Origin of the sequence: Bradyrhizobium monzae (genome assembly GCF_021458635.1) — a bacterium.
GTDB lineage: Bacteria > Pseudomonadota > Alphaproteobacteria > Rhizobiales > Xanthobacteraceae > Bradyrhizobium.
Genome location: NZ_JAIRDQ010000004.1, coordinates 165804 through 191490 on the forward strand (window position 1 = coordinate 165804; position 25687 = coordinate 191490).

Here is a 25687-nt window from a genome sequence, read left to right on the forward strand (position 1 = left end):
CGCCTTTTAAGGGCGGCACGTGTCACTATCTTATGCCTGGCACCATTGGTGTCAATGCCGCCCGGAAAGCCCCGCGAAACGCTGATTCCGTAGTCTTGCGGTGCTCGATTTTCGGGTTTTTGGCCACGGAACATGTGGAAGCGAGTCGGCGGACTCTTGCGCGTGAGTCACGCCATATTGTAGCGTTTGGCTTGTCAGATACGACATCTCGTGCAGCGGTTCTGATCCCTAAAGTCCTCATGTACCGGCGTAAACGTTCGGGCGTCTCATTGCGCCCGGCGAGCCTTAAGGGATTCCGGCGGCACGGGTTTTTCGAAGCTTAGGCATTCGTCGTGCGGCCCCGACATGGCCGTCGCGCGGCGAAGGAAAGGGTGCAATGACCGTTTTGACCTGGTCCGACGATCGCGTCGAACAGCTGAAAAAGCTCTGGGAGGCCGGACTTTCGGCCAGCCAGATCGCCGCTGAGCTTGGCAATGTCACCCGCAACGCGGTGATCGGCAAGGTGCACAGGCTCGGCCTGTCGGGCCGCGCCAAGAGCCCGTCCTCGGCAGCTCCACGGCCGCGCAAGGCGCGTCCAGCGCAGCACATGATGCGGGTGAGCAGACCCATCGCGCGCGGCAATACCGCGCTGGCGCAGGCCTTCGAGGTCGAGGTCGAGGCTGAACCGGTCACCTACGACAACGTGGTGCCGATGAGCCAGCGGCTGTCGCTGCTCGAGCTGAACGAGGCGACCTGCCACTGGCCGGTCGGCGATCCCTCGAGCCCGGATTTCTTCTTCTGCGGCGGCAAGGCCCTCTCCGGTCTGCCCTACTGCGCCCAGCACTCGCGGGTGGCGTATCAGCCGGCGTCAGATCGCAGGCGTGCGCCGGCGAAGCCGGGTCCGCGCTGAGTTTGCAGATCTAGCTGATTAGAAAGACGACGGCCGTCACACGATGACGGCTCAACCAAGTCTGTGTCGTCCCCGCCTACACCCCTGTGGTTACCGCGACGAGCGCAAGCGCTCACACAGTGGTCCCGGATCTGCGCTTCGCTTGTCCGGGACGGCGACTGAGACTGTGGCCTCAGCCGCCCTCGCTCAGAGTCACAAACCCTACGCCTGCTCGGCCTTCGCAAACCGATCGTCCAGCGCATAGCCCGCGCCACGGACGGTGCGGATCGGGTCCTGCTCGCGGCCGAGATTGAGCAGCTTGCGCAGGCGGCCGATATGCACGTCGACGGTGCGCTCGTCGATATAGATGTCGCGACCCCAGACGCTGTCGAGCAGTTGCTCGCGCGAGAACACGCGGCCGGGATGCTCCAGGAAAAACTCCAGCAGGCGATATTCGGTCGGGCCGAGATCGATCGGCCGGCCCGAGCGCGCCACGCGGCGCTTATCGCGATCGAGCTCAATGTCGCCGAAAGCCAGGATGGTGGCGAGCCGCTCCGGGCTTGCGCGCCGGAGCAGGCCTTTCACGCGCGCCAGCAGCTCGGGCACCGAGAACGGCTTGACGATGTAATCGTCGGCGCCGGTCGCAAGGCCCCGCACCCGCTCGCTTTCCTCGCCGCGGGCGGTGAGCATGATGATCGGCAGCTGCTTGGTGTCCGACCGCGCACGCAGCCGGCGGCACAGCTCGATGCCGGAAAGGCCCGGCAGCATCCAGTCGAGCACGATCAGATCGGGGATGTGCTCCTTGAGACGGGTGTCGGCATCGTCGCCGCGCATCACCGTCTCGACGTCATAGCCGTCGCCTTCGAGGTTGTAGCGGAGGAGCTCGGTGAGAGCTTCCTCGTCCTCAACCACCATAATGCGTGCGCCCATGGGGTCGTCGCTCCTTGCGTAATCAGGTGTTCGGGACCGTGGTGGCGAAGGTCGTCATGTCGCCCTTCGGCCGCTTGTCGGTGATGGCCTGGCCTTCGATCATGTAGAACACGGTCTCGGCGATGTTGGTGGCGTGGTCACCGATCCGCTCGATGTTCTTGGCGCAGAACATCAGATGGATGCAGAACGAGATGTTGCGCGGGTCCTCCATCATGTAGGTGAGGAGCTCGCGGAACAGCGAGGTGCAAATGGCGTCGACTTCCTCGTCGCCCTTCCAGACCGCCATCGCCGCCGGCAGGTCGTGCGCGGCATAAGCGTCCAGCACCGACTTGACCTGCTGCTGCACGAGGTCGGTCATGTGCTCGAGGCCGCGAAACAGTTTGAGCGGGTGGAAATCCGTCTCCAGCGCCGCGACGCGCTTGCCCATGTTCTTGGCAAGATCGCCGATGCGCTCGAGATCGGTCGCGACGCGCATGGCGCCGACGATTTCGCGCAAGTCCACGGCCATCGGCTGGCGGCGCGCGATGGTGAGCACGGCACGCTCTTCGATCTTCTTCTGCAGCGCGTCGAGCTCGGCGTCGATGGTGACGACGCGCTGGCCGAGCGCGACGTCGCGGCGGATCAGTGCATCGACGGAATCGACGATCATGCGCTCGGCGATGCCGCCCATCTCGGCGACCAGGCGCGTGAGCTCCTGGAGGTCGGTGTCGAAGGCCTTTGCGGTATGTTCAGAACCCATGTGCCGTCTCCTCAGCCGAACCGGCCGGTGATGTAATCCTGCGTGCGCCGGTCGGTCGGCGACGTGAAGATCTTGCTGGTGTCGTCGAACTCGATCAGCTCGCCGAGATACATGAAAGCGGTCTTGTCGGAAACGCGGGCCGCCTGCTGCATGTTATGGGTCACGATCGCGATCGTGTAGTTCTCGGACAGCTCCTGGATCAGTTCCTCGACCTTGGCGGTCGAGATCGGATCGAGCGCCGAGCAGGGCTCGTCGAACAGGATCACCTCGGGCCGCACCGCGACGGTGCGGGCGATGCAGAGGCGCTGCTGCTGGCCGCCGGAGAGCGACAGGCCGGAGGCATTGAGCTTGTCCTTGACCTCGTTCCACAGCGCGCCGCCGCGCAGCGCCTTCTCGACGCGATCGTCCATCTCGGACTTCGAGATCTTCTCATAGAGACGGATGCCGAAGGCGATGTTCTCGTAGATCGTCATCGGGAACGGCGTCGGCTTCTGGAACACCATGCCGACGCGGGCGCGCAGCAGATTGAGGTCGAGCTTGGGATCGAGGATGTTGGTCTGGTCGAGCATCAGCTGACCGGAGACGCGCTGGCCCGGATAGAGGTCGTACATCCGGTTGAAGATGCGCAGCAGGGTCGACTTGCCGCAGCCCGACGGTCCGATGAACGCCGTGACGCGGTTGGTGCCGAGCGCCAGATTGATGTTCTTCAGCGCGTGGTGCTCGCCGTAATAGAAGTTGAGATTGCGGACCGTCACCTTGGCCGGCGCTTCGGGCAAGGGCTGCGAGCCGGGATGAACGGCGGGCGTACTGACGGAAACAGACATTTCGCTCATTTTGCGGTCCTCTCGGCGCTCAGGATGCGCGCGCCAATGTTCAGCGCAAGCACGGTCAACGTGATCAGCAGGGCGCCGCTCCAGGCCAACTGCTTCCAGTAGGCATACGGGCTCTGCACGAAGTTGTTGATGGTCACCGGCAGGTTCGCCATGGTCTTGTTCAGGCCCAGGCTGAAGAACTGGTTCGACAGTGCGGTGAACAGCAGCGGCGCGGTCTCGCCGGCGACGCGGGCGGTGGCCAGCATTACGCCGGTGATGAGGCCCGAGCGCGCCGCACGGTAAGCGATGCGCTTGATCACCAGCGAGCGCGGCAGGCCGAGGGCGGAAGCCGCCTCGCGCAGCGCGTTCGGCACCAGCAGCAGCATGTCCTCGGTCGTGCGCAGCACCACCGGGATCACGATGACGGCGAGCGCGAGTGAGCCTGCGATCGCCGAGAAGCCGCGCATCGGCACCACTACCGCGCCGTAGATGAACAGGCCGATGATGATCGAGGGTGCCGAGAGCAGGATGTCGTTGATGAAGCGGATCACCGAGGTCAGCTTGTCGTTGCGGCCGTACTCGGCGAGATAGGTGCCGGCGAACAGGCCGAGCGGCGCACCGATGCCGACGCCGATCACGGTCATGATCAGCGAGCCGACGATGGCGTTGCGCAGACCGCCTTCAGTCGAGCCCGGAGGCGGCGTGTCCGCAGCGAACAGCTCGAGGTTCAACCCGGCCAGGCCGTTATAGAGCAGCGTGATCAGGATCAGCGCGAGCCAGGTGACGCCGAAGGCGGCAGCACCGAAGCAGAGCCCACGGATCACGATGTCCTTGCGGCGGCGACGTGAATAAATCGGGTTCATGTCAGTTCCCCGCCTTCTTTTCCAGCCGCATCAGCATCAGCCGGGCGCCGGCGAGCACGAAGAACGTCAGCACGAACAGCAGCAGGCCGAGCAGGATCAGGCCGGACTGGTGCAGGCCGTCGCTCTCGGCGAATTCGGATGCGATCGCCGCCGAGATCGTGGTGCCCGGCGCGAAGATCGAGGACGAGATGCGGAACGAGTTGCCGATGATGAAGGTCACCGCCATCGTCTCGCCGAGCGCGCGGCCCAGCGCCAGCATGACGCCGCCGATGATGCCGACGCGGGTATAGGGGATCACCACGCTGCGCACGACTTCCCAGGTCGTGCAGCCGACACCGTAGGCAGCTTCCTTCAGCACCGGCGGCACCGTCTTGAACACGTCGACCGAGATCGAGGTGATGAAGGGCAGCACCATGATGGCGAGGATCAGCGCGGCGTTGAACAGGCTGAGATAGGACGGCGGACCCGCGAAGATCGCGCCCAGCACGGGGACGCCGTCGAAGATCTTGATCATGAAGGGCTGAAAGGTGTTGGCCAGGAACGGACCCAGCACGAAGAAGCCCCACATGCCGTAGATGATCGAGGGAATGCCGGCGAGCAGCTCGATCGCCATGCCGATCGGGCGGCGCAGCCATTGCGGGCAGAGCTCGGTGAGGAAGATCGCAATGCCGAGACCGACCGGGATGGCGATCAGCATCGCGATGAAGGAGGTGACGAGCGTGCCGTACATCGGTCCGAGCGCGCCGAGCACGGGCGGATCGGCCGAGGGCGCCCAGCGCTGCGTCCACAGGAACGCGAAGCCGTATTCCTTCATCGCCGGGAAGGCGCCGACGATCAGCGACAGGATGATGCCGCCGAGGATGAGAAGCACCGAGATCGCGCTGAGCCGCGTGATCCAGTAGAAGGTGACATCGCCGAGCTTGAACGCGCTCAAGGCCTTGGCGCGATCATATGGTCCGGCGTCGTCGACGATATCGCTCTGAACGGCCATTTCTGCCACGCCGATCCCCTATACCAAGAATACACGCTTTTTGTTGGTCTCGTGCCCCGGATGCGGCGCTAGCTGCGAAGCATTGCGACGCTGATCCGGGGCCTCGTTCTTGTGGGTCTCGGCTCAGCGCAGCAGCGTTTCACGCTGCCGCGCGTCCGGGACACGAGAGCAGAGCGATTAGCTCTTGATCTCGGCAGCCCAGGTCTTCTCGATCAGCTGGACGACGCTGTCGGGCATCGGGATGTAGTCGAGCTCTTCAGCCGCCTTGCCGCCGTTCTTGAAGGCCCAGCGGAAGAACTTGATGGCTTCCTGCGAGGCCGCCTTGTCGGTGGCATCCTTGTGCATGAGGATGAAGGTCGCCGCCGTGATCGGCCAGGACTTGTCGCCGGGCTGGTCGGTCAGGATGACGTAGTAGCCGGGAGCCTTGGCCCAGTCGGCGTTGGAAGCGGCCGCCTGGAAAGCTTCGACGGTCGGCTGCACTGGCTTGCCAGCCTTGTTGACGAGGCCGGTGTAGGTCAGCTTGTTCTGCTTGGCATAGGCGTACTCGACGTAACCGATCGAGTTCTTGGTCTGGCTGATGTTGCCCGACACGCCTTCGTTGCCCTTGGCGCCGACGCCAACCGGCCACTCGACGGCGGTGCCCTCACCGACCTTGCTCTTCCAGTCGGCGCTGGCCTTGGAGAGGTAGTTGGTGAAGTTGAAGGTGGTGCCCGAACCGTCCGAACGGCGGACCACGGTGATCGCATCCGACGGCAGCTTCACGTTCGGATTGAGCTTCTTGATCGCAGCATCGTCCCACTTGGTGATCTTGCCGAGATAGATGTTGGCGAGCGTCTCGCCGTCGAACACCAGCTCGCCTGCCTTGACGCCTTCGAGGTTGACGACGGGAACGATGGCACCCATCACCATCGGCCACTGGGCAAGGCCGTCCTTCTCGAGCTGCTCGGCCTTGAGCGGCGCGTCGCTGGCGCCGAAGGTCACGGTCTTGGCCTGGATCTGCTTGATGCCACCGCCGGAACCGATCGACTGGTAGTTCAGGCCGTTGCCGGTCTCCTTCTTGTAGGCGTCAGCCCACTTCGAATAGATCGGGAATGGGAAGGTCGCGCCTGCGCCGGTGATGTCGGCAGCGAAAGCCGCCGTCGTCGTTGCGGCGACCAAGCCGGCAGCGACGATCGTTTTGATGAAATTCATGCTGGTCTCCATACAGGGGAGCGAAGCGCCATCAGCGCCCGATCGCGCTCCCGCGCCGCCCGTTTAGGAGCGGTCGGCTGTGCTTTTACGAAGGTTTCGTGACAGTCGGATGACACCATCAAGCGATTGAAATCGCTTGAATTTCAACTCACAACCGGAGCCTTGGCCTGGGGAAAACAGGCGGTGAAAGTGGCGCCCTGCTTGGGCACGCTTTCGATCAAAAGGCGGCCGCGGTGACGGTTAAGAATATGTTTCACCAGCGATAATCCCAGTCCGGTTCCGCCCTGGGAGCGGCTGTCGCCCACGTCCACCCGGTAGAAGCGCTCGGTCAGGCGCGGCAGGTGCTCGGGCGCGATGCCGGGGCCGAAATCGCGCACCATGACCCGGATTTCCTGCGCTCCATCGGTGGCCGCGGTCGCCGTCAGCGACACGATGACGCGTCCGCCGGAGGCGCCGTATTTGAGCGCATTCTCGATCAGATTTTCGAACAGGCGCAGCAGCTCCTCGCGATCACCCGCGATCATGACCGGCGCTTCCGGCAGATGGGTCTCGACCTCGACCTGGCGTTCCCGGGCCAGTGGCTCGAGTCCGTCGGCGACCTGGAAGATGATCGGCAGCAGGTCGACCAGGGTATCCGGCCGCACATGGGCCGACAGTTCCACCCGCGACAGCGACAGCAGATCGTCGATCAGGCGCGCCATGCGAGTGGCCTGATTGTGCATGATGCCGAGGAAGCGCTCGCGCGCCTTGGGATCGTCCTTGGCCTGGCCCTGCAGCGTGTCGATGAAGCCGGACAGCGCAGCCAGCGGCGTGCGCAATTCATGGCTGGCATTGGCGACGAAGTCGGCGCGCATCTCCTCGACCCGGCGCAGCGGCGTCTGGTCGTGGAAGGTCATCAGCATGCATTTGTCGGCGCCGCCGAAATTGGTCGGCACCGGCACCGGGGTGATGATCAGCTCCATCCAGCGATCGACCGGGACATGATCGAGATAGGTCGCCCGCCGCGGCTCGCTGGTCGCAATGGATTCGCGCAGCGCCGTGATGATCTCCGGCGAGCGCAGCGCGAACTGGGCGAGCTCGTTCTTGCGCAGCGCCGGCGCGAGCTGGGCGGCGGCAGCATTGAGATGGATGACGCGGCCGGCGCGGTCGAGCAGCACGGCCGGATCCGGCATGCCGGCAACGACCGCGGCCACGGCCGCGCTCTCGACCGGATTGACGCGACGGGTGTCCTCGCGCGAGGCAGCGGTATCATGCAGCCGCCAGGGGATCAGCGCGGCGGCTGCGATGCACAGGAACACCGTCGCGGCCCGTATCACCGACAACTCGCCGAGCGAAACCACGACCGACAGCGCCAGCGCGGCGGCGATCAGGATGATCGTCGAGTGCCGCAGCCGGTCGGACCAGGGCTGCACCGTGGGAGACGAGGGAGCGTCGATCGCCATCGGGGCGGGCTTCTCCTTGTTGCCTTTTGCGCTGGTCAGGCGCCGCTGTCGCTGCGCTTTCTCACATAAGCGGCTTCAGGCGGTGGGCCTGGATCGAGCTTGAGCGCCGCCTGTTGCAGGCGCTTGGATCGGGCGCCGATGATAACCTCGCGAAACGTCAGCAAGATTACAGAGATGACGAAGGGCGACAGATAATAGAGGACCCGGAACAGCAGCATACCGCCGAGCAGCTCCTCGCGGTCCATCTGCCAGAGGCCGACCAGCATGGCGGCGTCGAACACCCCGAGCCCACCGGGCGAATGGCTGGCGAAACCGAGCAGCGTCGCCGAGACGAAGATGACCGCGACTACGACGAACCCGAGATTGGGCTCGTCGGGCACCAGCACGTACATCGCGAGCGCGCAGAAGCCGAGATCGATGATGCCGATAGCGATCTGCAACAGCGTCAGGGGGCCGCCCGGCAGCACCACGGTCCAGGGGCCGCGTCCGACCACCCGCGGCTGGGTCCAGACCCAGACCACATAGCCGACCAGCGCTGCGAGGATCATCATCGCGAGCGTCCGGTTCAGCCACGGCGGCAGCTGGTCGATCGAGGAAGCCGCCTCCGGATGATAGGAAATGCCGAGGCCGAGCACGGCGGCGTTGCCGAGCCAGAAGGTGAGGCCGGCGAGAAAGCAGATTTTGGCGACGTCGATCGCGTTCAGCCCATAGGCCGAGTAGATGCGGTAGCGCACTGCGCCACCGGTGAAGACACTGGCGCCGACATTGTGGCCGATCGAATAGCTGGTGAATGCCGCGAGTGCGTTGATGCGATAGGGCAGATGGGCATGGCCGATCGCGCGCACAGCGAACAGATCGTAGAACGTCAGCGTGAAATAGCCCGCCGTGACGAACAGCGCCGCCATCGCGATCTGGCGCGGCTCGGTGCTCTTGATCGCCTCGATCACCTCGTTGGTGTCGATGCCGCGCAGCATGTGGTAGAGCACATAGCAAGCGATGCCGATGACCGCGACGCTGATCACAACTCCAAGCTTATGCAGGATTTGCTTCTGGCGCAGAAACGTCATCGCCCTGCGTATGGCTTCCAGCATCTAGACCTCGAACAACGCTTCAGCGGCCAGGGTGGCCGGCGAACAGGCGGACGACGCACAGGCACTCAACGAACGAACACTCAACGAACCCTTGCCGCCGGCTCCGGCCTCGCGCATGCCCCCGCCCCTCCACTAGCGCGTTTTCGGGCGGAGTGGAATTCGCCAATGTGAACAAAATCACGTGGCTTCAATATTTTAGGCAGGTTTGCGGGCTCAAGGTGCACGGTTTGGCGCTTTCTGCGGCAAGGCTGACGCGAATCTCCATGGCAATCCTGCGCAGGGGCCGTGAAGTTTTGATGATTTCGACCGGACAATGTTCCGTCACGCCTTAAGTCGAAATCAATCTATGGGCGCCGCCCGCCTGTTGAAAGAGGGGGGCGATCCGCGCCCGCCGGCTGCAGCACACATAGCCGCGCGACAACCGCGCGGCCGTTTGCCTGACAATTTGGGTGCACCGCGACATCACGGAGGCGGACTCCATCGCGCCCGTCCGCCGGCGCGGGGCCGGCAGCGAGCATGGTGTCCGGAGGACGCGTCCTCCCTAGGCCGCGAGTTGCGGACGCACAGCCTCGATGCCGGCGATCCAGCCGGCGACGGAGCGGCCGATCGCCTCGGGGTGATCCTCCTGAAGGAAGTGGAGCCCGGCGCCGAGACGAACATGTGCGCAATGCTTCAACGACGCCGCAAACGTCTCGGCGAACTCCGGCGCGACCAGCGCACCGGGCTCGCCCGAGAACAGCAGCTTTGGATAGGAAGAAACGGCCAGCGCCGCGTGCGCGGATTGGAGTTCGGCATAGACATCGGCGGGCTCGCCAGCGATCGGCAATTCACGCGGAAGCGCAAGAACGGGGCGGCGGCTCTCTGGTGTCGGGAACGGCGCGCGATAGGGCGCCATCTCCTCGGCGCTGAGCTTGCGGACGATGCCGCCGGGCAGCACGCGCTCGACGAATGCATTCGCCTCGAGGATCATGGCCTCGCCCTCGCCCGGGGTCCTGAACTTGCGAAACACCGTCCGCGCCGCCTCGGCGTGGTCCTGCTTTTCCGGGCGGTCGGTGTGGTGAAAGTCCTGCCAGGTCGGCATCGGACGGATGAACTCCATGAAAGCGAGGCCACGCACGAGATCCGGCCGGCGCGCGGCGAGATGAAATGCGAGCGCCGTGCCCCAATCCTGCGCCACGAGATAGGCGGACGTGATGCCGCGTGCTTCGATGAAGGCGTCGAGATAGCGGACATGGTCGAAGAACCGGTAAGCGATGTCGGGCTTGCCGGATTGGCCGAAGCCGATGTTGTCCGGCGCGATGCAATGCGCGACCGGCGACACCAGCGGCAAGATGTTGCGCCAGATGTGCGACGAGGTCGGATTGCCGTGCAGGAACAGCGCGACCGGCGCTCCTTCCGCGCCTGCCTCGCGATAGGCCATGCTGCTTCCCAGGACGGACGCTTTGCGGATCTCGATCTGCTTGCTCATGTCAGCTCCTTGAACACGGTTTGGAATGCGATGGTCTTGAAACGTTCGAGCGCGTTGGGATTGCGGTCGACCTTCATGCGCAGGATCGCGCCCTGCCAGGACGCGAGCAGGAAGTCGGCAAGCTCATCAGGTTCGAAATTGGAGGCGATCTCGCCGCTGGTCTGGGCATCCCTGATGCAGGCGGCGAACGGCGCGCGCCATTCGGCGAAGATCGCGGCGAGACGCGCGCGCAACAACTCGCTGCTGCCTGATGCCTCCAGGCTGAGATCACCGATCAGGCAGCCGCGGCCATAGCCGTCGGCCTCGAGCCGGCCGGTGATGATGTCGAGGTAGCGGCGCAGCCGTGCGCGCGGCGTCAGCGAGGTATCGTCGAGCGCCTCGGCGACCAATCCTCTGGTGACGTCGAAATAGCGGTCGAGCACTTCGGAGGCGAACGCCTCCTTGGAGCGGAAATGGTTGGTGAAGGACCCCTGCGGTGCGCCCGCCGCAGCGGTGACGTCGCGCACACTGGTGCCGTGATAGCCGGTCCGGAACATGACCTTGAGGCCGGCGTCGAGGATGGCGTCTTTGAGTGAGGGCTTCGGCATGAAGGGTATAATACGTACGTACGTATTAATGTCAAGACATCACTTGTGCCGTCGGCGATCTGCTTACCGATCAATTAGTTATCGGAATTCGAGAGGATCGATCGCCCGGCAGCGGATCGCGGTTCAGACTACAGGCTGGCTCCGCGAGACCACCCAATAGCGCAGCCATGCACCGATGGTGCAGCCGACGAGGTAGCAGGCGAACAGGACCAGGCCGAGGTCGAGCCAGTAGCCGAAGCGGCCCGGGACCACATGCGCGAACGAGGCCGCGACCAAGGCCGCGACCAGCGCGGCGAGCCAGCGCGCCGTCACCTTCGAAGTGCCGTTGCCGCGCTGGACCACCGAGATCCAGCCCATGCAGAAGCCCAGCAGCGTCGAGCCGATCAGCCAGCCCATATGGAACGAGACGAGATAGGGCATCGTCACCTCACCAGAAATTCGATGCGGCGGTTTTGCGCCTTGCCGTCGTCGGTGTCGTTGCCGGCAACGGGCTGCGTGGCGCCGTAGCCGACCGCGGTGAAGCGGTCCGCCGGCAGGCCGGCCTTGACCAGATAATCGATCACCGCCTGCGCGCGCTTCTCGGACAGAGCCTGGTTGAAAGCATCCTCGCCGTCGGCATCGGTGTGTCCCGCGACCTCGATATTTGTGGTCGGACAGCGCAGCGCCGTCTCGATCAGATGATCGAGAATGCCGGCGGAGTCGGGATCGATGTCAGCGCGCTTGGTTGCGAAGCGGATCTTGCCCTTGACCAGCAGCTCCGAGAACAATTGCTGGCAGACGGTACCATCGACCGGCCCCGCCGCAGGTTTCACCGTGATTTCGGGCTTGTACTGCCAGTTTTTTGGAAAGTCCTTGCCGAGGCCGGCACGGATGTCGTTGGCCGCACCTTCATACAGCGCATCGCCTGACAGCTTCACCTCGCGATCGGACACGACGAGCGTGCCGGTCGACAGCCGTGACAGCGCGCCGAGCGCTGCGACCACTGCGGTGTTGAAGGAGCTGGGCGCACCGACACTGGCCTTGAGATTGTCGACGACCTTCTCGGTGAAGAATTTTCGCGATGCGCTGGTCGCGATCGCGGCGTGCACGTTGTTGTCGGGCACGTAGCCGGTCAGCGTCACGGTGGCGGCGACCGGATCCTTGTAGGCCTGGAAGATGTAAGGCGGGGCCTTGATCTCGTTGGCGGCGATCGAGAAGCCTTCGGGCAGGTTCTTCAGCGCAGCCGCGATCGCCTCGCGGCCGCCGAGGTCGCGCGCCATGCCCGACAGATTGACCTTGGTGTCTGTGATCGTGATCTTGCCGTCCTTCAGCTTGCCGATCTGGTCAAGCAGCAGCATCGCGGCCGCCTCGAACCGCGCCGGCGCGCCGCGGGCCAGACCCATCTGATCGGCGACCTCGGTCCCGTTGACCTCCTTGCGCGCGGCTTCGGTCAGCCGCGCCTTCATCGACGGCAGCGGCGCGGAGCCCGACAGCGTCACCCGCACCACGTCACGCTCGGCACTCCAGACGAAGGGTTTTGCTTCCGGAACAAGACGGGTCTGGTCATCGACCAGCCGCACGCCGGGAACCATCTCGACCGTGGTCACGGCGTCGTGGCGCCCCTCTTCGGAGAAGGCATCCGCGGCCAGACTGACGTCACGGCCGTCGACCGCGATCCGGGTCTTGTCCACGACGGTGTCCTTGAGCGCGGCCGAGCTGCGGGCCGACAGGTCCGCCTCGACCGGCAAGGTGTTATTCCAGGCCGCAAATCCCCACATGACGGCCAGGGGAATCAGCCCTGGCCACCATTTGCTGGCCCACCTGAAAAGCATCTGCATTCGACGACCCGAACTCTGGAACCGGAGACAAAACAAACCCTTGGCGGGCTGTCAAACCGGAAATGGGGCCCTTTCGGGGGCCGCGCGTGGACAATTGGAATAACTTTTTCTTCAAGGGTCACACCCTAAGTTGCAGGCGGAATGCCCAGGGGTGGCCCGCCGGTCATGAAACAACTCCGTAACAATGTCATTCGCGCCGGGCTGGGAGCACTCTATTTCAGCGGGGCGCACCATCTGCTGCGCCCGCTGCTGTCGGGCGTCGGCGCCATTTTCATGCTGCACCACGTGCGACCGGCCCGCGAGGGCGCGTTCCAGCCGAACCGGCATCTCGAGGTCACCCCGGACTTCCTGCGTGCGACGCTGCGTCATCTGCGCGCGCGCGAGATCGACATCGTCAGCATGGACGAGCTGCACGAACGGCTGGTGCAAGGCCGCTTCGACCGCCGCATCGCCGCCTTCACCCTCGACGACGGCTATCGCGACAACCGGGAGCACGCCCTGCCAGTGCTGCGCGAATTTGACGCGCCCGCGACCATCTATGTCACCAGCGACTTCGCCGAGGGCACCGGACGGCTGTGGTGGGCGGCGCTCGAGGCCGTCATCGCCAAGGCCGAGCAGGTCGATGTGCAGATCGGCCATTCCGCGCTGCGGCTCGATGCGAGCACGCCGGCCGCGAAGCAGGCGGCATTCGACCGCTTGCATGACTGGCTCCGCGCCCTTCCGGGCGAGCACGATCTGAAGCGCGAGATCGAGGCGCTTTGCGCCGCGCATGGTGTGGACATGGAAGCGCTGTGCCGCAGCCTCTGCCTGTCCTGGGACGAGGTGAAGCGGCTCGCGGCCGATCCGCTGATCACGATCGGCGCCCACACCATCAGCCATTGCAATCTCGCCAAGCAGAACGAGGAGATCGCCGCGCAGGAGATGGCCGTCGGCCGGGTGCGGATCGAGCAGGCGTTGGAGCGCGAGGTGCTGCATCTCGCCTATCCCTATGGCGACCGCGAGGCGGCGGGCAAACGTGAGTTTACGATGGCCGCGTCCGCCGGCTTCAAGACCGCGGTAACGACACGTCCCGGCATGCTGTTCGCAGAGAACGCCGGCCACATGACCGCGCTGCCGCGCGTCTCGCTCAACGGCAACTACCAGAACGCGCGCATCCTGCCGGTGCTGACGTCCGGTGCGGCGACTGCGATGTGGAACGGCTTTCGCCGGTTTGCCGCGGCTTGACTGTTGTCCCGGCCTGCGCCGGGCAACACCGAGTTGACTCCCCTCCCCGCGGCGCTCAAAACGTCGCCAACCAAGGGAGGCACCATGTCCAACGATCTGTTTTCGCTCAAGGGCCGCATCGCACTCGTGACCGGCGGCTCGCGCGGCATCGGCAAGATGATCGCCGCCGGATACCTCGGCGCAGGCGCTGCGAAGGTCTACATCACCGCGCGCAAGGCCGGCCCTTGCGAAGCCACGGCGAAGGAGCTGTCGGCGCAATATGACGGCGAGTGCATCGCGCTGCCGATCGACATCTCGACCGTCGAAGGCTGCGACAAGCTGGCTTCCGAAATCATCAAGCTCGAGCCGAAGCTCGACATCCTCGTCAACAATGCCGGTGCGGCCTGGGGCGCGGAGTTCGACGAATTTCCGGAAAGCGGCTGGGACAAGGTGATGGACCTCAACGTCAAGTCACTGTTCTTCCTGACCAAGGCGCTGGCGAAACCGCTGCGCGCGGCGGCGTCGCGCGAGCGGCCCGCCAAGGTCATCAACATCGCCTCCGTCGACGGTATCTTCGTCAATCCGGGCGAGACCTATTCCTACGCCGCGAGCAAGGCCGCGGTGATCCATCTGACGCGCCGCATGGCGACGAAGCTGATCAAGGACAACATCAACGTCACCGCGATCGCGCCGGGCGCGTTCAAGTCCGACATGAACCGCGCCGCGCGGGACCACTCGGACGACGTCGCCAAGCGCATTCCGGCGCGGCGCATCGGCACCGACGAGGACATGGCAGGCGTCGCGATCTACCTCGCCTCACGTGCGGGCGATTACGTGGTGGGCAACACCATCGCGGTCGATGGCGGCGTGGTGTACGCGAATGCGGGATTGGAGATTGCGGGATAACCCATGGGAATGGCGAGTAGCGAATAGCGAGTGGTTCTTCCATTCGCCATTCGCCGCTTCCAATTCGCAATCTCTTACGACTCGATCTTCACATATTCGAAATCGCCCGGCTTGTTGTCGATGCCGACCTTCGGCGGCGAGATCCACGACGCGAACTGGCCGGTTTCGGTAACGGGCTGCATCAGCGAAGTAATGAAATCGCCGTCGGCGGTCGAGGGCAGCCAATCGTCCTTGCGCTTGGCCCAGGTGGCGTCGTCAATCAAGAGACCATCCGGCGTCGCGTGGATGCCCTTGAACTCGCCGATGTGGCGATGGAAGGCGACGTTCGGCAGCTTGAGCTGGAAGTCATAGCCCGCGGTCGAGATCACCTTGTTCCAGCGCAGCATGCCCTTGACGCAGTCCTGGCTGTAATCGTCGCGCAGGCGCATGTTGAGCGCGGTCAGCGCCGGCTCGTCGACCAGCTTGATTTCGCCGTCAATGAACTTGAGCACCGGATAGGTCGCGTTCTTGAGCTGGTGATCGTCGTCGATCTGGGTCTCGTGATAGCGGCCCTTGATTCCGGTGTTGAAGGCATTGGCCGCGTTGGTCGAGACTTCCGAGCCGAACAGATCGAGCGACAACGTGTAGTGCAGGTTCAGCTTCTTCTGGATGGTTGGAAGATCGATCACGCCGAGCGCGCGGACCTTGGCGATGTCGGTCGGATCAGTGATGCCGGCCTCGCGCATCGCGTCGCAGGTGCGCTGCACGACGCGGGTAATGCCGGTCTCGCCGACGAACATGTGGTGCGCTTCTTCGGTCAGCATGAAGCGGCAGGTGCGCGACAGCGGATCGAAGCCGGACTGCGCCAGGCTGTGCAACTGCATCTTGCCGTCGCGGTCAGTGAAATAGGTGAACATGAAGAAGGACAGCCAGTCCGGCGTCGCCTCGTTGAAGGCGCCCAGCATGCGCGGCGCGTCGGCATCGCCCGAGCGGCGACGCAGCAAATCGTCGGCTTCCTCGCGGCCGTCGCGGCCGAAATATTTCTGCAGCAAGTAGACCATCGCCCAGAGATGGCGGCCTTCCTCGACATTGACCTGGAACAAATTGCGCATGTCGTAGAGCGAGGGCGCGGTCTTGCCGAGATGGCGCTGCTGCTCGACCGAGGCCGGCTCGGTGTCGCCCTGGATCACGATCAGGCGGCGCAGCATGGCGCGATACTCGCCCGGGACTTCCTGCCAGGCAGGCTCGCCAAAGTGCTCGCCGAAGGGAACGACGCGGTTCTCTTCCTGCGGCGCAAGCAGAATGCCCCAGCGATAGTCGGGCATGCGCACGTAATCGAACTTGGCCCAGCCGCGCGGATCGACCGAATACGCGGTGCGCAGATACACCAGCGATTCCTGGAAACCTTCCGGCCCCATGTCGCTCCACCAATCCATGTAACCGGGATGCCAGCCTTCCAGCGCCTTCAGCACCTGGCGGTCTTCGGCGAGATTCACATTGTTCGGAATCTTGGTCGAGTAGTCGACGTTCATGATGTTCATGTTCATGGCCGTGCTCCTTGCGATCTCTTTCCGTCATGCCCGGCCTCGTGCCGGGCATCCACGTTCTTGCTTCCTTGAGTCAAGGACGTGGATGGCCGGGACAAGCCCGGCCATGACGCAGTGAAAGTCGTTACACCCGCGTCATATCGAATTTCGGCTTCTGTCCGCTGCCGTAGCGGCGCAGCGCGCCTTCCTCGCCGACGGCGTTCGGGCGCTGGAAGATCCAGTTCTGCCACGCTGTCAGGCGCGAGAAGATTTTTGATTCCATCGTCTCAGGACCGACGAAGCGAAGACTCGCTTCCATGCCGGTGAGGCTGTCGGGCGAGAAGCTGGCGCGTTCCTCGAGGAACACGCGGACCTCGTCGTCCCAGTCGATGTCGTCGAGCGCGAAGGTGACGAGGCCGAGTTCTTCCGCTTGCTCGGCGTCGAGACTGGTGCCGCGCGTGGCTTCCGCGCGCTCCACGTCCGCCGGATCGGCCTGGAAGCGCGACTCCAGCCGCGTCAGGCCGTGGCTCATCGGATACGGACCGAAATTCATCGCCGACAGCTCGATCGACGGCGGCGGCTGATTGTCGCCCTGGCGCGTGCCGATCAGCATGTAGGAGCGGTCAGCGGCGAAGACCAGCTCGGCGAGCGTGCCGGCAAAGCATGAACCGGGCTCGACCAGCGTCACCAGCGTGCGCGAAGTGACGTCGATGCGCTTGAGCACGCGCTTCCAGTAGTGGCGGATTTCGTTGACCAGCCAGTGCGCCTTGTTGGCTTCAAGGAAGGCGTCGCTGGCGAGCACATGGGCGCGGTCGCCATGGCTCTTGAACACCAGCATCGCGATCTCGAGCTCGTTGATGCGCAAGTGAAGAATGGCGTCGTCGAGCTCGCGCGCGACCTGCAGCGGCCAGAAAGAGGCCCCTTGAGCCATCATGCCGTCGATATCGGCGGGTGCTGCTGCCTCCGGCGCCTTGATCGAGATGGTGGCGATGCGCGCGGCACGGTCGATATCGACGGTCACAAAACCATAACGGATGCTGGTTTCGTCGATCATGCGCTTGAGCGGCGTCAGCGCGATGCCCTTGCCGCTGCCGGCGCGCTTCGACTTTCCGGCGAATTCCTTGGCGCGCTCGACGATCCTGGCTTCCAGCTTCGAGTTCGGCGCGATCTCGTCGACGAGGCGCCATTGCACCGCGCGCTTGCCCTTCACGCCTTCCTCGATGGTGCAGAAGAAATCGGCGTGATCGCGGCGCACTTTTCGCTTGTCGACGACGCGGGTGAGGCCGCCGGTGCCGGGCAGCACCGCGAGCAGCGGCACTTCGGGCAACGCGACGGCGGAGGCGCCGTCGTCGGCGAGAATGATGTGGTCGGTCGCGAGCGCCAGCTCATAGCCGCCGCCGGCAGCCGAGCCGTTCACGACAGTGATGAAGCGCTGGCCGGAATTCTCCGAGGAGTCTTCCATGCCGTTGCGGGTCTCGTTGGTGAACTTGCAGAAATTCACCTTGTGGGCATGGGTCGAGCCCGCGAGCATGCGGATGTTGGCGCCAGCGCAGAACACGCGGTTCTTGGCCGAGCGCATCACCACGACCTTCACCTCGGGGTGCTCGAAACGCAGCCGCTGCACGACGTCGGCGAGCTCGATGTCGACGCCGAGATCGTAGGAATTGAGCTTGAGCAGATAGCCCTCGAACAGGCCGCCATTCTCGTCGACGTCCATGGTCAGCGTCGCGACGTCACCGTCGACGGCCAGCTTCCAGTGCTTGTAGCGGGACGGTTCGGTCTGGAAATCGATGAATGTCGCGCCGCCTGCGAGGCGCCGATCTTCCCCGGCCATGGGCCACCCTTGAGCTCGTCTTGGTTTTACCGTTAGATGCACAATAGTGCATATTCAGAAGCGCGTCTAGTCCTCAACGGCCATTACATGCACTTTGTTTCATGAGGGCGCTTGGGACCGCACGATGGCACTGAGCCCGATCCAGTCGGCCTTGGTGAGCTGGGGACGGCCGAGCTTGGCCTGGAGCAAGGCCGTCAGCGCCGGCACCGGAAAGCTCTCGACAAAGCCGTCGCCGACCGGGGCCGCCTTGCGGGAGGTCAGCGCACGCAACTCGGTGAGCGCATCTCCAAACAGGCGCGCGGCCGAACGCGCCTTCTGCATGCGCAGCCGCAGATTGGCGTTGGCCACGTGGGTGCAGGCCCGCAGCAGAATGCGCTCGCGGCCGCCTTGCGGGGCCGCGGCCCACAGCGTTTCCAGCACCTCCTGCGATTCCCAGAAATAACCGCGGTCGTTCAGTGCGAGCCCATAGCGCAGCGCCGGATGGCGGGCCGGCACGTAGCCGCGGAACGCCGGAGGCACCAACACCTTGGCCATATCGAGCGTCTCATAGTCCGCTTCGACCTCGGCGGTCTCGCCCGGCACATAGGCCCAGCGCGGCCATGGCAATGGGCCGGTCACGTGTGAAGGCACATTCATAGATGTGCCTTCGCATGATCATGCGGCGCGTACCCCGAGTCCCTGATCGTCGCGCAGGGCCGCTTTTGCAAATTGCTCAATCGCGTCAAGCGTCGCTCCGGGCGCTTCACGATGCGGGGAATGACCCGCGTCTGAAATAATTTCTAGATCTACCGGACAATAGCACTCTTCCTGCGCAATTTCGACCTGCCGCAGTGTTCCATATTGGTCATCCCTTCCCTGTACGACCAGGACAGGAACGCGGATGTAGGCCAGATATTCCGAAATGTCCCAACCGCGGAATTTCGGATCGAGCCAGGCGCCGTTCCAGCCGTAAAAGGCGTTGTCGACGTCCTTGTGCCAGCGCGCGAGCTTTGCCTTGAGATCGGTGGTCTCGTAGGTGGTCTTGATCGCGGCGATGGATTCTACCGAAATGTCCTCGACGATGAAATGCGGCGCGATCAGCGCGACGCCTTGCAGGCGATGATCCTGATGCGCGCCGGCATAGATCGCCGCAATCGAGGCGCCGTCGGAATGGCCGAGCAGCAGGCCACGCTTGAAGGGAATCGCATCGAGTACCTTGGGCAGCACGTCGAGTGCCTCGCGCTGCATGTAGTCCAGCGGCCGCGGCAACGTCACCGGGCTCGACTGGCCATAGCCCGCGCGCGAATAGACGAAAATGCCGGCGCCGGTCGCCTGCTGGAGCTTCTCCGGAAAATCATTCCACAGGCCGACGGATCCGAGGCCTTCGTGCAGCATGACGATGGTCGGCACATCGGCGGATTGCGGCGCGAGCCATTTGTATTCGAGGCTGGCCGTGCCGATGCTGAGGAAGCCGGTTGGGGTGAGGGTCATGATTGCGCTCTTCTCTCAGTCGTCATGCCCGGGCTTGAGCCGCCTGCGCGGCCGAAGCCGCTTCTGCGAGGCGAAGGCCCGGGCATCCACGTCTTTCCTCAATTGCAGTCGCACGGGACAGGCCCGGCCATGACGGTTGCGGCTAGTTCGCACCCTCGCGCAGCTTGAATCGCTGGATCTTTCCTGTCGCCGTCTTCGGCAGCGAATCCACCACGTCGATCCAGCGCGGATATTTCCACGGGCCGATCTTCTGCTTGACGTGCTCCTTCAGCGTCTCCCGCAAGTCCGTCGTCTTCACGCCCGGACGCAGCACGACGAAAGCCTTCGGCTTGAGCAGGCCTTCCGGATCGGCCTCCGGCACGACGGCGGCTTCCAGCACCGCCGGATGCGTGATCAGGGCACTCTCGACCTCGAACGGCGAGACCCAGATGCCGGAGACCTTGAACATGTCATCGGCGCGGCCGCAGAAGGTGTAGCGGCCATCGGTGTCGCGAACATATTTGTCGCCGGTGCGGGTCCACGGGCCCTCGAAGGTGCGACGGCTCTTGTGGCGCTGATTCCAGTAGCCCTCGCCGGCCGAGGGCGCATCGACCAGGAGTTCGCCGACCTCGCCGTCGGCGACGTCCTGGCCGGCCTCGTTGACGAGCCGCACCGCATAGCCCGGGACCGGCTTGCCGGATGAGCCGTATTTGATGTCGCCGGGCGCGTTGGACAGGAAGATGTGCAGCAGCTCGGTCGAGCCGACGCCGTCGAGAATGTCGACGCCAAAGCGCGCCTTCCAACTGTTGCCGACGGACTCCGGCAACGCTTCACCGGCCGACGTGCAGATTCGCAAGCTCTTGCCGCCGCGCTCGCTCTTCATCGTCTCATCGTTGAGCATGGCCGCGAACAGCGTCGGCACGCCGTAGAAGATCGAGGGATTGTAGCGGTTCATCAGATCGAACATCCGCGCCGGGGTCGGGCGCTCGCTGTTCAGAATCGTGGTGGCGCCGACCGACATCGGGAAGGTCAGCGCGTTGCCAAGGCCATAAGCGAAGAACAGCTTTGCGGCGGAGAGACCGACATCGTTCTCGCGGATGCCGAGCACCTGGTTCGCGTAGGTGTCGGCGGTCGCCTGCAAATTCGAATGGATGTGGCGCACGCCCTTGGGCATGCCCGTCGAGCCCGATGAATAGAGCCAGAATGCCGGCTCGTCGGGATGCGTCGCAGCCGTGGTGAACTGATCGCTTTCGCCCGCGATCTCTTCAGCGAGCTGCTTGTGCCCATTCTGCTTGGCGCCGGAGACCACGACATGCTCGAGGTCCGGCATGCGGCCAACGACATCCTTGATGACGGGATAGAGCGCTTCGGAGACGAACAGCACGCGCGCACGGCAGTCGGCGAGGATGTAGGCGTATTGGTCCGCCGTGAGCAGCGTGTTGAGCGGCACGGGCACGATGCCGGCGCGGATCGCACCCAAAAACACGATCGGGAAGTCGATCGTATCAAGCATGACCATCGCCACGCGCTCTTCGCGGCGGACGCCGAGCCGGCGCAGCATGTTGGCGGCGCGGAGGGTCTGAAGCTGGAGCTCGCCATAGGTGAGCCGCGACACGGTGTCGTCGAAGGCGAGCTTGTTGCCCCGGCCCTCCTCGACGTTACGGTCGAGCAGCCAGGTCACCGCGTTGTAGGATCCCTCGCTCACGGTCGTCTCCCCCGAATTTAGAATTATAATTCATAGAAAGACACTGCGGCAGCTTGCTGTCAATGCCAGCAGGCACTATGTTTCATTAAAACGCGCCGCAGGACCTCCTGTAAAGAAGCCTCATGACCGACAGTCCCGACGCCGAATCCCGCTTTCTCGAACAGCTCGGCCAACGCGTGCGCACCATGCGCGCGCTGCGCGGCATGTCGCGCAAAGTGCTCGCCAAGGTATCAGGAATTTCCGAGCGCTACATCGCGCAGCTCGAGAGCGGCAAGGGCAATGTCTCGATCGTGCTGCTGCGCCGCGTCTCCGACGCAATGGGCGCGCATCTCGAAGACCTGCTCCCCTCAGCCGATCCGACGCCGGACTGGCAGATGTTTCGCGATCTGCTGCGCAAGGCGACGCCAGCGCAGATCGCGCAAGCCAAAGACCTGCTCGCCGGCGGCAGCGCCTCCGCGCCGCGGCGCGCGCCGTTCTGCGGCATCGCGCTGATCGGCCTGCGCGGCGCGGGCAAATCGACGCTGGGGCGGATGCTGGCGAAGAAGATCGGCTGGAGTTTTGTCGAGCTCAACAAGGAGGTCGAGCAGCAGAACGGCCTCTCGGTCGCCGAGATCATCGCGCTCTACGGCCAGGAAGGCTTTCGCCGCATGGAGCAGGCCGCGCTGCAGCAGCTGCTCGCGCGAAACGAGCTGATGGTGCTGGCGACCGGCGGCGGCATCGTCTCGGAGCCGTTGACCTTCGACCAGATCCTGTCGTCGTTCTACACGATCTGGCTGAAGGCCGAGCCCGAGGAGCACATGGCCCGCGTCCGCCGCCAGGGCGATCTGCGTCCGATGGCGGATGACCGCTCGGCGATGGCGGAGCTGCGCAACATTTTGCTCAGCCGCGAGCCGCTGTACGCGCGCGCGACGGCGGTGGTGGACACGGCAGGGCTGAGCGTCGACGCGGCGGCGGCAAGGCTGATCGATGCGGTGCGCCCGGTGCTGCAAAACGAAGCGCGCAGCTTCGGGCTGCGAAGTGTGGCGCTGTAGCGATGACCGATAGCGACGTCGCAGCGTCCATGTTCGAGCGGATCGGCGGCAACGCCACGATCGACCGGCTGGTGGATCGCTTCTACGACCGCATGGACACGCTGCCGGAGGCGAAGAACATCCGCACGATGCATGCGGATGACCTCGGCCTGATCAGGGACGTGCTGAAGCGCTATCTCACCGAATGGACCGGCGGCCCGAAACTCTATTCGGTCGAGAAGGGCCATCCGCGGCTGCGGCAGCGGCACATCGGCTTTGCCATCGGCGATGCCGAGCGCGATGCGTGGATGCTCTGCATGCGCGGCGCGATGGCGGACACGGTCACCGACGCGGCGGCACGGCAGGACCTCGACAAGGCACTGTCCGGCCTCGCCGACTGGATGCGCAACCGGCCGTGATGTCGATCAAAGCCTAGATCGACCAGTAGTTTGGATGCTGGTACGGCGGCGAGCGGTCGCCCCAGTCGAATTCATCGCCATCGACTTCGCAGGGGCCGCTGCTCAATTGCTCCGGCGTCAGTTCGACCTGGAAGGCCTGACGTCCCGGATCATATTTCAGCGCGCTCCATTGCACCGGATAGTGATGATGCGTCCCGAGCAGCCTGCCGGTCTTGATCACGGCGTAAGCGACCGTTCCGCTTGCCTTGTCGAGCATCAATCGTTCGACCGTGCCGAGCTTCGTGCCGTCGCACCCGTAGACGGCGACGTGTTCGACGCGGTCACTGGGAACCATGGTGTGTTGCATGGCATGCTCCCTGGTCTTGTCCGGACCGTATCATAGCACAGACACGGCGGAATGTAGGACGGTCAGCGTCGCAGCAGCCTTTTGCGTTGCACCTACGAAACCTACAATAGCTGCGAACGCACCGGACCCACCCCCTCGCGCAGCAGCGGCAGGAAGCGGTCGATCAATTCCTGCGCCGGCACGCGGTCGACATGGGCACCCATGTTGATGGCGGCGACGATCACGTTGTCATAACGGCGCACGGGCACCGAGATCGAGCGAAAATGCGGCTCGGCTTCGCGGTCGACCAGTGAGTACCCCTGCGCGCGATCGGCGACGATGCGTGCCAGCAGCACCTTGGGATCGGTCACCGTCTGCGGCGTCAGCGCCTCGCGCTTCATCTTCTTGATGCGCGCAAGAAGACCGGCATCGTCGAGCTGGCCGAGCATGGCGCGGCCGACCGAGGTGCAGAAGGCCGGCAGGCGGTAGCCGATTTCGAGGCCCCCCGAAAACATCCGCGCCGGGCTGCTGCGGGCGACGAACACGACGTCGTCACCGTCGAGCACCGCGAGCGAGGAGATCTCGTTGGCCGCGGTCGCGGCGCGATCGAGCACCGGCTGCAGCACCGTGACGAGCTGGTTGGAGCGCAGGTACGATGCCGCCAGCGTCAGCACATGCGGCGTCAGCGAGAACAGTTTTCCGTCGCCTCTGACAAAGCCGCCGCGCTGGAGCGTGAACAGCATGCGCCGCGCGGTGGCACGCGGCAGCTCGGCGGCGCGAGCGAGATCGCTCAGCGTCATCGGGCCTGCGTTGGTGCCGAAGCATTGCAGCAGGCGCAGTCCGCGATCGAGGGCTTCGACGAAATCCGTCGCGCGCTCGTCAGTCTCGTTTCGCTTCAGCTTGGGCATGGGGCCGGGATAGTCCTGCAAAATAGTGCTTGCTGTCGACCCAAGGCATGTCATAATTCGCCCATTAGTTCAATAGACGAACAAGCGCCGCTCCACAAAGGATGCACTCGCCATGATGAGCCAGGAGCAGAACGACCTGATCACGCGCACCGGGCCGAAAGACCCGTGCGGCAAGCTGATGCGGAGCTACTGGCAGCCGGCAGCCCTGGTCGACGAGCTGGAGGGTGAGCGGCCGATCCGTCCCGTCAAATTGCTCGGCGAGAACCTGGTGCTGTTCCGCGACGAGACCGGGCGCTACGGCCTGATCGATCGTCATTGCGCCCATCGCGGCGCCGACCTCGCTTTCGGCCGGCTCGAACACGGCGGCCTGCGCTGCGCCTTCCACGGCTGGCTGTTCGACGCCACCGGCCAATGCATCGAGACGCCGGCCGAGCCGAAGGATTCAAAACTCTGCCAGAACATCCGCCAGCGCTCCTATCCCGTGGTGGAGAAGAGCGGCATCCTCTGGGCCTATCTCGGCGAAGGTGAGCCGCCGGCATTCCCGGAACTCGACTGCTTCGTCGCGCCCGGCACGCATACGTTCGCGTTCAAGGGCCACATGGCCTGCAACTGGCTCCAGGCGCTCGAAGTCGGCATCGATCCCGCGCACGCCTCCTATCTGCACCGCTTTTTCGAGGACGAGGACACCTCCACCGCCTACGGCAAGCAATTTCGCGGTGCCTCGGCTGGCAGCGATCTCCCGATGACGAAGATCCTGCGCGAATACGACCGCCCGATCATCAATGTCGAGCACACCGAATACGGCCTGCGGCTGATCGCGCTGCGCGAGATCGACGAAGAACGCACCCATGTGCGCGTCACCAACCAGCTTTTCCCGCATGGCTTCGTCATCCCCATGAGCACGGAGATGACGATCACGCAGTGGCACGTGCCGGTCGACGACGAGAACTGCTACTGGTACGCGATCTTCACCAGCTATTCGAACCCGGTCGACAAGACAAAAATGCGCGAGCAGCGGCTCGAGCTCTACGAGCTGCCCGACTACAAGTCGCGCAAGAACCGCAGCAACGATTACGGCTTCGATCCGCACGAGCAGCAGACCGCGACCTATACCGGCATGGGCAACGACATCAACGTCCACGACCAGTGGGCGGTGGAATCGATGGGCGCGATCCAGGACCGCACCAAGGAGCATCTCGCCTCGAGCGACAAGGCGATCGTGCAATATCGCCGCCTGCTGCGGCAGGAGATCGAGAAGGTCGGCGGCGGCGAGAAGCCGATGCTGTTCCTGGACGAGGCGAATGCACGCAGCATCCAGGGCCCCGCGACCATGGACGGCATCGGGCCGACGCGCGGCTGGGAGACCTACTGGATGGAAGTCGACGTCAAGCGCCGCCGCGGCGCGCCGTGGACAGCGCCGGTGCCGAAGGAGATCGCCGACAACGTGCATCGGCTGACGGCGGCGGAGTGAGAGTGGCGCTCTATCCCCGTCATTGCGAGCGCAGCGAAGCAATCCAGATTGCCTCTCCGGAGAGACTCTGGATTGCTTCGTCGCAAGAGCTCCTCGCAATGACGGAGAATGTGGCAAGCGCCTTGCGCCCGTCGGGCATCGTGACTGAGGAGC

25 protein-coding genes are annotated in these 25687 nt (G+C 64.4%); 6 read left to right on the plus strand and 19 right to left on the minus strand.

Annotation, left to right across the window (positions count from 1 at the left end):
* Positions 1-376: 376 nt before the first annotated feature.
* A complete protein-coding gene (locus tag K3F49_RS17210; protein ID WP_234682143.1) occupies positions 377-889 on the plus strand; it encodes a GcrA family cell cycle regulator in 513 nt (170 codons plus the stop codon).
* A 201-nt stretch (positions 890-1090) separates the two neighbouring features.
* On the opposite strand, the gene phoB is transcribed toward K3F49_RS17210, so the two are convergent.
* The 12 genes from phoB to K3F49_RS17270 all read right to left on the minus strand — a co-directional run bounded on the left by phoB (position 1091) and on the right by K3F49_RS17270 (position 12799).
* A complete protein-coding gene (phoB, locus tag K3F49_RS17215; protein ID WP_234682144.1) occupies positions 1091-1798 on the minus strand; it encodes a phosphate regulon transcriptional regulator PhoB in 708 nt (235 codons plus the stop codon).
* A 22-nt stretch (positions 1799-1820) separates the two neighbouring features.
* Positions 1821-2537 carry a phosphate signaling complex protein PhoU gene (gene phoU, locus K3F49_RS17220; RefSeq protein ID WP_028155152.1) on the minus strand — a complete coding sequence of 239 codons (717 nt, stop codon included), beginning with the start codon at positions 2535-2537 and terminating at the stop codon, positions 1821-1823.
* Positions 2538-2548: 11 nt separating this feature from the next.
* Complete coding sequence (gene pstB / locus K3F49_RS17225; RefSeq protein ID WP_234682145.1) at positions 2549-3370, minus strand: phosphate ABC transporter ATP-binding protein PstB; 822 nt, start codon at positions 3368-3370, stop codon at positions 2549-2551.
* Positions 3367-4212, minus strand: a complete 846-nt coding sequence (pstA, locus tag K3F49_RS17230; protein WP_234682146.1) for a phosphate ABC transporter permease PstA — start codon at positions 4210-4212, stop codon at positions 3367-3369. Before pstA ends, pstB begins: the two co-directional genes overlap by 4 nt.
* A 1-nt stretch (position 4213) precedes the next feature.
* The gene (pstC, locus tag K3F49_RS17235; RefSeq protein WP_234682147.1) at positions 4214-5203 is read right to left on the minus strand and encodes a phosphate ABC transporter permease subunit PstC; all 990 of its coding nucleotides are present in this window, start codon (positions 5201-5203) and stop codon (positions 4214-4216) included.
* Positions 5204-5380: 177 nt separating this feature from the next.
* The gene (pstS, locus tag K3F49_RS17240; RefSeq protein WP_234682148.1) at positions 5381-6394 is read right to left on the minus strand and encodes a phosphate ABC transporter substrate-binding protein PstS; all 1014 of its coding nucleotides are present in this window, start codon (positions 6392-6394) and stop codon (positions 5381-5383) included.
* Between the two features lie 143 nt (positions 6395-6537).
* Positions 6538-7836, minus strand: coding sequence for an ATP-binding protein (locus tag K3F49_RS17245; protein WP_234682149.1), 1299 nt, complete (start codon positions 7834-7836; stop codon positions 6538-6540).
* Between the two features lie 35 nt (positions 7837-7871).
* Positions 7872-8927, minus strand: a complete 1056-nt coding sequence (locus K3F49_RS17250) for a lysylphosphatidylglycerol synthase domain-containing protein (RefSeq protein ID WP_234682150.1) — start codon at positions 8925-8927, stop codon at positions 7872-7874.
* 541 nt (positions 8928-9468) lie between these two features.
* Positions 9469-10395, minus strand: a complete 927-nt coding sequence (locus tag K3F49_RS17255; RefSeq protein WP_234682151.1) for a haloalkane dehalogenase — start codon at positions 10393-10395, stop codon at positions 9469-9471.
* Positions 10392-10982 (minus strand): TetR/AcrR family transcriptional regulator, encoded by a 591-nt coding sequence (locus tag K3F49_RS17260; RefSeq protein WP_234682152.1) that lies wholly within the window; start codon positions 10980-10982, stop codon positions 10392-10394. Before K3F49_RS17260 ends, K3F49_RS17255 begins: the two co-directional genes overlap by 4 nt.
* A 123-nt stretch (positions 10983-11105) precedes the next feature.
* Positions 11106-11402 carry a hypothetical protein gene (locus K3F49_RS17265; RefSeq protein ID WP_234682153.1) on the minus strand — a complete coding sequence of 99 codons (297 nt, stop codon included), beginning with the start codon at positions 11400-11402 and terminating at the stop codon, positions 11106-11108.
* A gap of 2 nt (positions 11403-11404) precedes the next feature.
* Positions 11405-12799, minus strand: a complete 1395-nt coding sequence (locus K3F49_RS17270) for an OmpA family protein (protein ID WP_234682154.1) — start codon at positions 12797-12799, stop codon at positions 11405-11407.
* Positions 12800-12964: 165 nt separating this feature from the next.
* On the opposite strand from K3F49_RS17270, the gene K3F49_RS17275 reads away from it, so the two are divergent.
* Together K3F49_RS17275 and K3F49_RS17280 are read left to right on the plus strand one after the other, a co-directional pair.
* Positions 12965-14023, plus strand: a complete 1059-nt coding sequence (locus K3F49_RS17275) for a polysaccharide deacetylase family protein (protein WP_234682155.1) — start codon at positions 12965-12967, stop codon at positions 14021-14023.
* An 84-nt stretch (positions 14024-14107) separates the two neighbouring features.
* A complete protein-coding gene (locus tag K3F49_RS17280) occupies positions 14108-14908 on the plus strand; it encodes an SDR family oxidoreductase (protein ID WP_234682156.1) in 801 nt (266 codons plus the stop codon).
* Between the two features lie 74 nt (positions 14909-14982).
* On the opposite strand, the gene boxB is transcribed toward K3F49_RS17280, so the two are convergent.
* The 5 genes from boxB to K3F49_RS17305 all read right to left on the minus strand — a co-directional run bounded on the left by boxB (position 14983) and on the right by K3F49_RS17305 (position 21401).
* Complete coding sequence (gene boxB / locus K3F49_RS17285; protein WP_234682157.1) at positions 14983-16434, minus strand: benzoyl-CoA 2,3-epoxidase subunit BoxB; 1452 nt, start codon at positions 16432-16434, stop codon at positions 14983-14985.
* 124 nt (positions 16435-16558) lie between these two features.
* Positions 16559-18247, minus strand: coding sequence for a 2,3-epoxybenzoyl-CoA dihydrolase (boxC, locus tag K3F49_RS17290; protein ID WP_234682158.1), 1689 nt, complete (start codon positions 18245-18247; stop codon positions 16559-16561).
* Positions 18248-18346: 99 nt separating this feature from the next.
* Positions 18347-18883 carry a DUF309 domain-containing protein gene (locus K3F49_RS17295; protein ID WP_234682159.1) on the minus strand — a complete coding sequence of 179 codons (537 nt, stop codon included), beginning with the start codon at positions 18881-18883 and terminating at the stop codon, positions 18347-18349.
* A gap of 18 nt (positions 18884-18901) precedes the next feature.
* On the minus strand, positions 18902-19717 hold the full coding sequence (locus tag K3F49_RS17300; RefSeq protein WP_234682160.1) for an alpha/beta fold hydrolase: 816 nt from the start codon (positions 19715-19717) through the stop codon (positions 18902-18904).
* Between the two features lie 142 nt (positions 19718-19859).
* Positions 19860-21401, minus strand: coding sequence for a benzoate-CoA ligase family protein (locus K3F49_RS17305; RefSeq protein ID WP_234682161.1), 1542 nt, complete (start codon positions 21399-21401; stop codon positions 19860-19862).
* 122 nt (positions 21402-21523) lie between these two features.
* Here K3F49_RS17305 and K3F49_RS17310 point away from each other — a divergent pair, with 122 nt between their 5' ends.
* Both K3F49_RS17310 and K3F49_RS17315 read left to right on the plus strand, forming a co-directional pair.
* Complete coding sequence (locus tag K3F49_RS17310) at positions 21524-22432, plus strand: helix-turn-helix transcriptional regulator (protein ID WP_200471348.1); 909 nt, start codon at positions 21524-21526, stop codon at positions 22430-22432.
* A 2-nt stretch (positions 22433-22434) separates the two neighbouring features.
* Complete coding sequence (locus K3F49_RS17315) at positions 22435-22830, plus strand: group II truncated hemoglobin (RefSeq protein WP_234682162.1); 396 nt, start codon at positions 22435-22437, stop codon at positions 22828-22830.
* Between the two features lie 13 nt (positions 22831-22843).
* On the opposite strand, the gene K3F49_RS17320 is transcribed toward K3F49_RS17315, so the two are convergent.
* The gene (locus tag K3F49_RS17320) at positions 22844-23176 is read right to left on the minus strand and encodes a PRC-barrel domain-containing protein (RefSeq protein WP_234682163.1); all 333 of its coding nucleotides are present in this window, start codon (positions 23174-23176) and stop codon (positions 22844-22846) included.
* A 101-nt stretch (positions 23177-23277) separates the two neighbouring features.
* Positions 23278-24063 carry an IclR family transcriptional regulator domain-containing protein gene (locus tag K3F49_RS17325; RefSeq protein WP_234682164.1) on the minus strand — a complete coding sequence of 262 codons (786 nt, stop codon included), beginning with the start codon at positions 24061-24063 and terminating at the stop codon, positions 23278-23280.
* Positions 24064-24175: 112 nt separating this feature from the next.
* Here K3F49_RS17325 and K3F49_RS17330 point away from each other — a divergent pair, with 112 nt between their 5' ends.
* Positions 24176-25534: an aromatic ring-hydroxylating dioxygenase subunit alpha gene (locus K3F49_RS17330; protein ID WP_234682165.1), complete on the plus strand. Its 1359-nt coding sequence runs from the start codon at positions 24176-24178 to the stop codon at positions 25532-25534.
* The last annotated feature ends 153 nt before the right edge of the window (positions 25535-25687 follow it).